The sequence below is a fragment of the Paraburkholderia azotifigens genome (assembly GCF_007995085.1).
GTDB lineage: Bacteria > Pseudomonadota > Gammaproteobacteria > Burkholderiales > Burkholderiaceae > Paraburkholderia > Paraburkholderia azotifigens.
In genome coordinates this window covers 3698233-3707493 of sequence record NZ_VOQS01000001.1, presented here as the reverse complement: position 1 = coordinate 3707493, position 9261 = coordinate 3698233, and the positions used below count along the sequence as shown (strand labels likewise).

Genomic DNA, 9261 nt, shown 5'->3' with positions numbered 1-9261 from the left:
AGCAGGACGTCCGGCTGCACGACGAGCGCGCGCGCCAGTGCGACGCGCTTCTGCATGCCGCCCGACAGCGAGCCGACACGCGCATCGCCGTCGAGACCGATCTGCGCCAGCGTCGTAGCGACGCGCGTGCGCCAGTTCCAGGCGTCCGTCGCATCGAGCGACGACTGCAGCACGTTCATGCGTGCAAGCAACGCGTCGTGCTGCGCGCCTTCCGGCGTTTCCGCCAGCTCGTGCGCGACCGTGTTTGTATTCGTCGAGCAGCGCGCTCGCCCGCGTGAGACCCGCCGCGACTGTATCGAACACCGTCGCGTCGCCGTCGAATTCGGGTTCCTGCGGCACGTACACAGTGACGAGATCCTGCTGGCGCGTGATCAGCCCGTCGTCTGTCTGGCGAGCTCGGCGACGATCTTCAGCAGCGACGACTTGCCTGCGCCGTTACGGCCGATCAATCCGACGCGCTCGCCGGCTTCGAGTGAGAAATCCGCGTGATCGAGCAGCGCGACATGGCCGAACGCCAGTTGCGCGCCCGTAATGGTGTAAAGCGACATGGAAAAATGAGGAAACCAGCGATGAGTCGGAAGCGCTCATTGTACCGGTCGGCGGCGCGGACGCCGACGGGATGCGGGCCGACGGATGGCATAGGACGAATGGCAGACATGCGTCGTCAACCTGAAAGGCAGAACCTGCGAACGCCCTGCGCCGAGGGCGTTCGCAGCGGCGGCAGACGGCTGCCGCCAGCGCTTCGCGCGAGAAACGCGGTTCAGCTCACTCACGTGAATCGTGATCGTCTTGCTCATCTCGGGACCCGTACGAGCGGTGCGCGCCGTCGCCAAAATCGAGCGTCAGCGTGTGGTCGCCGGGCGGCAGCGTGAGTTCGGTTTCCGTCTGGCCCTTGCCGAAAGCAACGACTTGTCGTTGGCGGGGATCACTTCGCTTTCGGCAACGGCTGTCCGTCGACGATCAGATGGTGATGCCCCGTGCCTTCCGTCATCGTGCCGGCGGGCACGATCTTCATGCCTTCGACGGCAATTTCACGTGGACGGGGTTGCTCACCGTCGCGCCGTCCTTCGGCTCGACGAAAGAGACGCCCGCGGCATGCGCCACGCCCGACATGACCAGCATGCCCGCGCACACTGCGCCGAGCCACCATTCTTGTTCAGCATCGTTTTCTCCTTGGCTAGAGCGGCTCGACGGGCACGGCGCGCGTCAGTGCAGTCGCACACGGCCACAACCGCATTGAAAGGATACACGCTCGATCCGCACCCGCCAGCGAGCGAATCGCCCGGCGGGAGCCGCTTCGCGTTGATCCGGAACGGGTAAACGGCATGGAAAGCGCGGGGCTTCCGGTGAATTCCGGTAATATTGCGGGTCGCCGCCGGATGCCCCATAAAGGGGCAGATGGGCGGATTGTGCATTGAATCAATGAAGAGCGTGTGTCGTGAGTGAAGTGATCGAATACAAGAGCTGGGTCTGCCTGATTTGCGGCTGGATCTACAACGAAGAGGAAGGTCTGCCCGAGGAAGGCATCGCGGCGGGTACGCGTTTCGCCGACATCCCGGAAGACTGGCGTTGCCCGCTGTGCGACGTGGGCAAGGCGGAATTCGCCGTGGTCGAGTTCTGATCGACTGCTCCGTCGGAAAGCGTCTGCGGTATCGAGCGGTTCGTGGGTCACCTGCCCACGGGCCGCTTTTGTTTTTGCGGCGCCACTGCCGCAATCAGCCACGCGTCGCGACGACGATCAGTTCGCGGCTCGCTTCGTGAACGGGCGAGCGGAACCAGTCGCCGAACCATTCCATTTCGCTGAAACCCGCGTTGCGAAGTGCGTCGTCGAGTTCGGTCCGGGTGCGAAAACGCAGTTCGCTGACCGAGACGACGGTGTCGCCGTCGCCGGCGAATCGATAGCAGGTCTCGAACCGGACGCGGCCAGGCTTCACATCGACGGGTTGCTGCCAGATTTCGACGGCCCCGTGCCGAGTGTCGTCGATCATGCGGCGCGACTTTTCCGGCGTCCACGCCGTCCACGGCGACACAAGCGGATTGCGGCTCTCGAAAGCGAGCCGCCCGCCGGGGCGCAATGCTGCGTGCGCAGCAGCCAGCGTGATGTCGAAGCTGGTGTCGTCGAGAAAAACCTGCGCGACATGCCCCGTCATCACGGCCAGGTCGGCGTTCATGGCGCCGAGCCGCGCCGCGTCGCCTTCGATCCATTTCACCCGCCCGCCGCCTGGCCTTCCGCGCGCGACGTCAAGCATCGCGCGCGACGGATCGACGCCCGTCACGATGTGGCCTCGCTGGGCCAGTTCACACGCGAGCAAGCCGGTGCCGCAGCCGATATCGACAACGCGCGATGCTTCCGTGCGCGCGGCAAGATCGAGATAGAAGCGGGTATCGGCGGCAAACGGGTTGAGCGCGTCGTAGAGCGCGACGAGACGCGGATCGGAGTAATGTGAATCGGTCATTGCGCCGATGGTAGCCGCGCCACCCGCGACGCGCCACGGCGCGCTTGCGGTAGCGCAGACGCGCACCGAAAGCCGCTTTGGCAAGGCGGGCGATTTGCTATACTCTGCGCTCGTCGGCGGCCCCTCCCCGTAGTTCAATGGATAGAACGAGTGCCTCCTAAGCGCTAGATACAGGTTCGATTCCTGTCGGGGGGACCACATCGGCGACGGACGACGCCAAATGAAAAACCCGCAACAGCTCGCGCTTTGCGGGTTTTTTGTTTGCTACAGCGTGATGACCGAACCATCGCGCCGCGCCATCCCGGTCCAGGGCGATCAACGCCGGCGCACTACCTGAACCTTGGCCAGTTGCTGGTCGCGCTGATCGAAGAATCGGGCGAGCGCAAACAGCGACGCGGCGGCAAACGGCCAAAGCACGAAGAAGGTAGCGAGCATGATCGACTCCAGAGCGAAACATTTGTAACAAGTCTACCGGCTTGCTTTGTAAAGAAAACTACCGGAATTGCCAAAACACAGTTCCCTTTTTTGATAGTCAAGGCGAACAGGCCCGCCTGGCACGGGCTGGACGGTACATCCAGGCGTCGTTTGCATCGCATCGAAGCCACCCGACCGTGACAAAATCACGCATTTCGCGCATCAGCAGCCAGCACAACGAAGGACATCTCATGGACATCAACAAGCAAGTCGCCGCCCTCACCACTTCCGAACTGCAAACGGCGGGCGCCAGCCAGGCGACGGCCATCGCGGTCAGCGTCCTGCTGCGCCATATCAACTCGCCCGAACTGTCAAAGCTGCTGAACTCGGCGTTCGAAAACCATCAGGCCGTCATGCTGCAGACGCCGTGGCCCGACCAGATGCTGCAATCGTTCGAAGCGACGCGGCGCTTCCTGGAAGGTGCCGCCCAGCCGGGCGCCGCGACTCCCGATCAACCCGTCTGATGCGTCGTGTCGTGGCTCGCCGCGACACGACGCGAAATAGCCGCGCGTCCGGGCGTCCCGCCATGCCCCCGACGTCCGCGGCACAGGGCTTTCGCGCGAGCGCCGCGACCCAGTGTGCGCTCTCCCACCTAATACGGCATTTGTCTGCGGACGGGCATCCGGCATCCTCCTATCATTGCTTCACTCACTTGATATGTCAGGTCGACCGATGCCTACCCTACAACCTCGCAGTCGCCGCCGGCCTGATGATCGTCGTGCTGACCTGCAGCCTCGCCCTTGCGCTGACGTGAGTTGAGCGCCATCGCGGCGGGCGCCGCGAGATATTCGGCGGACCAGGCGCAAGCGGCGCAAAAATATTTTCGGACCGACCCTAAAGTTTTCCAAAGGCCTGCCGTAGTGCGGGCATGGACACTTACCTCACTTCGTCGGCGGGATCGTTCAAATCGACTCTGATCGATCAGGACATCGCGCACATTGCCCGCGTCATGCGGCCTTCGATGCATGGCGACCTGGGTGGGGCGATTCTCCCCGCCGACTACTGGCGCCGGCGCCTGTTCGAGCTGCTCGAAGCCGAGCATCTGACCAATTCCCAGCTCTGCGCGATCGACGACCTGCTGCTGCAACTCGACGACCTGTGCACGAAGGAACTGGCGCCGCTGCCCGTGCCGACCGCGCGGCCCGCAGCATCGCGCGACACGAACCGTCACCGCGTACGCCGCCAGCGCTAAGCCAGCAGACAACGCCGTGAAGGCAACAGGCGGCCCGCTTCGCCGCTGCCTCGCTGCGCCCGCTGCATTTAACATTCATTGACCCGGCGCGCATCCTTCCCCGAAGCTGCTGCCAGCAGCGCGAACACCCGGCGACATAGCGACAGTCTCATCTGGCGCGTCGCCGGGGCTGCCTTCCTTCTTCCCCCGTGCGTACTCGCGGACGCATCCTCGCGGGAAAATTTGCCCCGCAACACCCGACGATCGCAAATCGGGGACATTCATAGGTCATAATGTCCGCAAAAATACCCAGCAAGGACTCCTGTGACTCAGGCTTCACCGCTTGAACTGCTGAAGCAGGCGCGCACCCGCTTCACACAAAAAGAAATCGCCGCGCATGTCGGCAAAGACATCAAGACGGTGCGCCGCTGGGAGAAGGGCGAAACGCCGTGCCCCGCCATGCTGGAACCGGCGCTATACGCGCTGCTGCATGCGTCGACGGCGCGCAATGGCGCACAGCACGCAGACAACGGCTCGCGCGTGAACTTCATCGACCTGTTCGCCGGCATCGGCGGCATTCGCATGGGCTTCGAGGCGCACGGCGGCCAATGCGTGTTCACCAGCGAGTGGAACGATTTCTCGCAGAAGACCTATCGTGAGAACTTCGGCGAGAACTTCGGCGAAGACTTGGGCGAAGGCGCACCGCAGCACACGTTGATCGGCGATATCGTCACGTTTCCCGCCGAAGCCGTTCCCGAGCACGATATCCTGCTCGGCGGCTTTCCGTGCCAGCCGTTTTCGATCGCGGGCGTCAGCAAGAAGAACGCGCTCGGCCGGCCGCACGGTTTCGAATGCACGACGCAAGGCACGCTTTTCTTCGATGTCGCGCGCATCATCGCCACGCGCCGTCCCGCTGCGTTTCTGCTCGAAAACGTGAAGAACCTGCTTTCGCACGACAAGGGCCGCACCTTCGACGTGATCCTGCAAACGCTGCGCGACGAACTCGGCTACGAGGTGCATTACCGCGTGATCGACGGCGCGCATTTCACGCCGCAGCATCGCGAGCGGATCATCATCGTCGGCTTTCGCGGCAAGACATCGTTTTCGTGGGACGACCTGCGCCTGCCCGAAGAAGGTCCGCGGCTCGCGTCGATCCTGCACCGGACGGACGGCAGGGAACCCATCCTGCCGTGGGACGGCGACCGGTTCTTCGATCACGCGGCGCGCGGCGTGCAACCGAAATACACGCTGACGCCCAAACTCTGGACCTACCTGCAGAACTACGCGGACAAGCATCGCGCGGCGGGCAACGGCTTCGGCTATGGAATGGCCTATCCGCAGAGCGTGACGCGCACGCTGTCGGCGCGCTATCACAAGGACGGCAGCGAGATCCTCGTGTATCAGGGCGACAAGCAGCGCCCGCGCCGCCTGACGCCGCGCGAATGCGCGCGGCTGATGGGCTTCCCCGATACGTACCGCATTCCCGTCAGCGATACGCAGGCATATCGCCAGTTCGGCAACAGCGTGGTGGTGCCCGTGATGCGCGAAGTCGCGCGCATCATGCTGCCGCATGTGCTCGCGCTGACGCGCGCGACGCATCGCGCAGGCACGGCGGAACTGGCGGCCTGATGGTCGACATCGTCGACGCGGCCACGCGCAGCCGGATGATGTCCGGCATTCGCGGCCGCAACACCAGGCCCGAAATCCTGATCCGCAGCCTGCTGCACCGGCGCGGCTTCCGTTTCCGGCTCGACGCACGCGATCTCCCCGGCCGCCCCGACATCGTGTTGCCGCGCTATCGCGCGGTCATCTTCGTGCATGGCTGCTTCTGGCATGGTCACGACTGCCATCTCTTCAAATGGCCGCAGACGCGGCCCGAGTTCTGGCGCGACAAGATCGGCCGCAATCGCGCGAACGACGCCCGCGCGCAGGCCGCGCTGCTCGACGGCGGCTGGCGCGTGGCAACGGTGTGGGAATGCGCCTTGCGCGGAGCGAACAGAGATATCGACGGCGTGTTGCAACGGCTGGTCGGCTGGCTGCACGGCGACGCGCCGCTGCACGAAGAACGCGCCTGACGCGCGCGTTGAAGCCGTAGACGGAAAGCCTGTCAGCGCTTTGCGCGCGGCGAACATTGCACGGCGCCGGTGCTACACTCGATTGGCTCACTGGAGCTTCGAACGCAGTCTTCTGGCGGTCTCATACCTGCGGTATCACAGCGGCTCCCGTCCCATCCTGGAACCACCCACCGAAGGAGGCGCATGATGGCTGATTTCCGAATCTGGTCCGACGACTTCCCCGCCAACGGCTTCATGTCGAAGTCGCAGGAGATGAACGATAAATCGTTCGGCGTCGCCGGCGACGGCGAGAACATCTCGCCCGCGCTGCAATGGGACGCGCCGCCCGCCGACACGCAAAGTCTCGCGCTCACCGTCTTCGATCCCGACGCGCCCACGGGCAGCGGCTTCTGGCACTGGGTGGTCGTCAACATCCCTGCCGATGCGCGCTCGCTGCCGCGCAACGCGGGCAAGGCCGACGGCAGCCTGCTGCCGCGCGGCGCGCTGCAGTTTCGCAACGACTACGGCACGCTGGGCTTTGGCGGCGCGGCGCCGACGCGCGGCGACAAGCCGCATCGCTTCGTCTTCCGCATTCATGCGCTGAAGGTCGCGAACCTGCCTCTCGCCGCCGACGCGACGAACGCCGTCGCCCGCTATATGACGCATCTGAACGAAATCGATTCGGCCACGTACACAGGCCTGTACGAACTCAAGTAGCGGCGGCGCTCGATCGTCACGATCTGCACGACCGGGCATGCACGCCGCGCGCTGCATGCCCGGCCGGCGGATTCGACGGTCTTCACGGCAGCAGGAATCACAATCCTGGGCTCTAATATCGACGATACGCGACCGCCCTGCCGCTCATCACAACAACACAATGCAAGCCTCTTCGTCGACGGACAACCGCCCTTCACCGGGCGCTTCGCACTCCCCAGCCTCCTCTGCCGCCGCGCCGGACGCCGAACCGGGACTCCCCATCCCGCAGCGCTACTGGGCAATCCTCGTCGTCGCGCTCGGCATCACGCTTGCCGTTCTCGATAGCGCGATCGCCAACGTCGCGCTGCCGACCATCGCGCGCAACCTGCACGCGAGCGCCGCCAGCTCGATCTGGGTCGTCAATGCGTACCAGCTGTCGGTGACCATTTCGCTGCTGCCGCTGTCGTCGCTGGGCGACCGTGTCGGCTACCGGCGCGTGTATCTGGGCGGTCTGGTACTGTTCACGGTTGCCTCGCTCGGGTGCGCACTCGCCACGTCGCTGCCGACGCTCGCGCTCGCTCGCGTGATCCAGGGCTTCGGCGCGGCGGGCATCATGAGCGTGAACACCGCGCTCGTGCGCATGATCTATCCGAAGTCGCGTCTCGGGCGTGGCATCGCGATCAACGCAATGGTCGTGGCCGTGTCGTCGGCGGTCGGACCGACGGTCGCATCGGGTGTTCTCGCCATCGCGTCGTGGCCGTGGCTGTTCGCGATCAATGTGCCGATCGGCGTCGCGGCCGTTGCCGTCGGCCTGCGCGCGCTGCCGCGAAACGAGCCGCATCCGTCGCCGTACGACTATCCCAGCGCCGTAATGAACGCGTTCGTGTTCGGCCTGCTGATCTTTGCCGTCGGCGGCCTCGGTCACGGCGAGCGTTACGGCTTTGTCGCCGTCGAGCTGATCGGCGCAATCGTGATCGGCTATTTCTTCGTGCAACGGCAACTCACGCAATCCGCGCCGCTATTGCCCGTCGATCTGCTGCGCATTCCCATCTTCGCGCTGTCGGTGGGCACGTCGGTATGTTCGTTCAGCGCGCAGATGCTCGCGTTCGTGTCGCTGCCGTTCCTGCTGCAAAACCATCTCGGTATGTCCCAGGTCGAGACAGGGCTGCTGATGACGCCGTGGCCGCTCGTCATCGTCGGCGCGGCGCCGCTGTCGGGCGTGCTGTCGGACCGCCTCTCGGCAGGCTGGCTCGGCGGCCTCGGACTTGCGACGCTGGCCGCCGGCCTGCTGCTGCTCGCGACGCTCGGCGCGCATCCGACGGCGTTCGACATCGTGTGGCGCATGGCGCTGTGCGGCCTGGGCTTCGGCACTTTCCAGTCGCCGAATAACCGGACGATGCTGTCGGCGGCGCCGCGCCATCGCAGCGGCGGCGCGAGCGGCATGCTCGGCACCGCGCGCCTCACGGGGCAGACGCTCGGCTCGGCCCTCGTCGCGCTGATTTTCGGCATCGCGCCGCAATATGGTCCCGTGATCACGCTGTACGTGGCAGCGTGCTTCGCCGCCGCGGGCGCTTTCGTCAGCATGCTGCGCGTCGCGCAAAGCCCGGCGGCGGGCGCGTGACGCGCGGCTTCCGCTCGCGCGCTTTGCGCCTATTCTTGTAGACGAAGCCTTCGGAGGCCGTCGTCTGTCGCGATCTCCGGCGAAGGCTTCATTCTGGCCGTTGAACCTCCGCCTTTGCACACCAGGAGGCGCCATGTCACTCATCGTCGCTGGACGCTTCACCACTTTCCCGGCCGCCGAAGACGCCGCGCAAACGCTCTTCGATCACGGTTTCCTCGGGGAAGACGTCACGCTGTTCTTCGTCAATCCGCGCGGCCAGCACGCGCGCCATCCGCTCGACGAACACGCTGCCGCACCCACCATTTCGCCTGCGCCGCCCCCGGCGATGCGCCGCCATCACCACGCGGTGACGATCGGCGCCGTCGCGGGTGCCGTGATCGGCGTCGCAGTGTTCGCGGCCTTTGCTGCGTCGGTGCCCGCCGTGATCATCGCGGCGGGCGTCGGCGCGTATCTGGGTTTGCTCGTCGGCAAAATGATGCACACGCGCAGCGAGCCGCACGAACATCACGACGTCGTGCATCACGAGTTGCGCAACTCGGGCGTGCTGGTCGCCGTGCACGTGAGCCCGGAGAACCAGATGGAAGCGGCACGGCTGCTGCGCGAAGCGGGCGGCGCCGACATCGAACGCGCGACGGGCCACTGGCAGCGCGGCAAGTGGGCGGACTTCGATCCGCGCCAGACGCCCGTGCCGCTCGAACTGACCCAGCAGCAGGCCTGAAGCGTCGCGTGGCCGGGCTGGAAACGGAAACGGCAGCCTCTGCAGGCTGCCGTCTGGAAACACGCGCGTTC

Annotated in this window: 9 protein-coding genes, 1 tRNA gene and 2 pseudogenes; 9 read left to right on the top strand and 3 right to left on the bottom strand. The window is 65.3% G+C overall.

Annotated features, from left to right (window positions below; all coding sequences use genetic code 11):
- Both FRZ40_RS16725 and FRZ40_RS45745 read right to left on the bottom strand, forming a co-directional pair.
- Positions 1–548 (bottom strand): annotated as a pseudogene (locus FRZ40_RS16725) (ATP-binding cassette domain-containing protein); the annotation flags it as partial.
- 222 nt (positions 549–770) lie between these two features.
- Positions 771–1122 (bottom strand): annotated as a pseudogene (locus tag FRZ40_RS45745) (DUF4399 domain-containing protein); the annotation flags it as partial.
- Between the two features lie 316 nt (positions 1123–1438).
- Between FRZ40_RS45745 and FRZ40_RS16715 the strand changes: the two are divergent.
- Positions 1439–1621 (top strand): rubredoxin, encoded by a 183-nt coding sequence (locus FRZ40_RS16715; RefSeq protein WP_028365620.1) that lies wholly within the window; start codon positions 1439–1441, stop codon positions 1619–1621.
- A gap of 94 nt (positions 1622–1715) precedes the next feature.
- On the opposite strand, the gene FRZ40_RS16710 is transcribed toward FRZ40_RS16715, so the two are convergent.
- The gene (locus tag FRZ40_RS16710) at positions 1716–2456 is read right to left on the bottom strand and encodes a class I SAM-dependent methyltransferase (protein ID WP_147232921.1); all 741 of its coding nucleotides are present in this window, start codon (positions 2454–2456) and stop codon (positions 1716–1718) included.
- 123 nt (positions 2457–2579) lie between these two features.
- Here FRZ40_RS16710 and FRZ40_RS16705 point away from each other — a divergent pair.
- From FRZ40_RS16705 to FRZ40_RS16670, 8 genes are all read left to right on the top strand, one after another.
- A tRNA-Arg gene (locus FRZ40_RS16705) sits at positions 2580–2654 on the top strand.
- A 467-nt stretch (positions 2655–3121) separates the two neighbouring features.
- Positions 3122–3394, top strand: a complete 273-nt coding sequence (locus tag FRZ40_RS16700) for a hypothetical protein (protein ID WP_147232920.1) — start codon at positions 3122–3124, stop codon at positions 3392–3394.
- Positions 3395–3798: 404 nt separating this feature from the next.
- Positions 3799–4122 (top strand): hypothetical protein, encoded by a 324-nt coding sequence (locus FRZ40_RS16695; RefSeq protein ID WP_147232919.1) that lies wholly within the window; start codon positions 3799–3801, stop codon positions 4120–4122.
- 303 nt (positions 4123–4425) lie between these two features.
- The gene (gene dcm / locus FRZ40_RS16690; RefSeq protein ID WP_147232918.1) at positions 4426–5730 is read left to right on the top strand and encodes a DNA (cytosine-5-)-methyltransferase; all 1305 of its coding nucleotides are present in this window, start codon (positions 4426–4428) and stop codon (positions 5728–5730) included.
- Complete coding sequence (locus tag FRZ40_RS16685; protein WP_028365625.1) at positions 5730–6176, top strand: very short patch repair endonuclease; 447 nt, start codon at positions 5730–5732, stop codon at positions 6174–6176. Before dcm ends, FRZ40_RS16685 begins: the two co-directional genes overlap by 1 nt.
- 186 nt (positions 6177–6362) lie before the next feature.
- Positions 6363–6872 (top strand): YbhB/YbcL family Raf kinase inhibitor-like protein, encoded by a 510-nt coding sequence (locus FRZ40_RS16680; RefSeq protein ID WP_028365626.1) that lies wholly within the window; start codon positions 6363–6365, stop codon positions 6870–6872.
- Positions 6873–7032: 160 nt separating this feature from the next.
- Positions 7033–8472, top strand: coding sequence for an MFS transporter (locus FRZ40_RS16675; protein WP_147234740.1), 1440 nt, complete (start codon positions 7033–7035; stop codon positions 8470–8472).
- A 133-nt stretch (positions 8473–8605) separates the two neighbouring features.
- Positions 8606–9190 carry a glycine zipper domain-containing protein gene (locus FRZ40_RS16670; RefSeq protein WP_147234739.1) on the top strand — a complete coding sequence of 195 codons (585 nt, stop codon included), beginning with the start codon at positions 8606–8608 and terminating at the stop codon, positions 9188–9190.
- The last annotated feature ends 71 nt before the right edge of the window (positions 9191–9261 follow it).

What these genes read in the sequence shown, in the direction of transcription:
- FRZ40_RS16675 (WP_147234740.1), top strand. Translation starts at nt 7,033, where the DNA reads ATGCAAGCCTCTTCGTCGACGGACAACCGCCCTTCACCGGGCGCTTCG.
- FRZ40_RS16700 (WP_147232920.1), top strand. Translation starts at nt 3,122, where the DNA reads ATGGACATCAACAAGCAAGTCGCCGCCCTCACCACTTCCGAACTGCAA.
- FRZ40_RS16710 (WP_147232921.1), bottom strand. Translation starts at nt 2,456, where the DNA reads ATGACCGATTCACATTACTCCGATCCGCGTCTCGTCGCGCTCTACGAC.
- FRZ40_RS16695 (WP_147232919.1), top strand. Translation starts at nt 3,799, where the DNA reads ATGGACACTTACCTCACTTCGTCGGCGGGATCGTTCAAATCGACTCTG.
- FRZ40_RS16680 (WP_028365626.1), top strand. Translation starts at nt 6,363, where the DNA reads ATGGCTGATTTCCGAATCTGGTCCGACGACTTCCCCGCCAACGGCTTC.
- FRZ40_RS16670 (WP_147234739.1), top strand. Translation starts at nt 8,606, where the DNA reads ATGTCACTCATCGTCGCTGGACGCTTCACCACTTTCCCGGCCGCCGAA.
- FRZ40_RS16685 (WP_028365625.1), top strand. Translation starts at nt 5,730, where the DNA reads ATGGTCGACATCGTCGACGCGGCCACGCGCAGCCGGATGATGTCCGGC.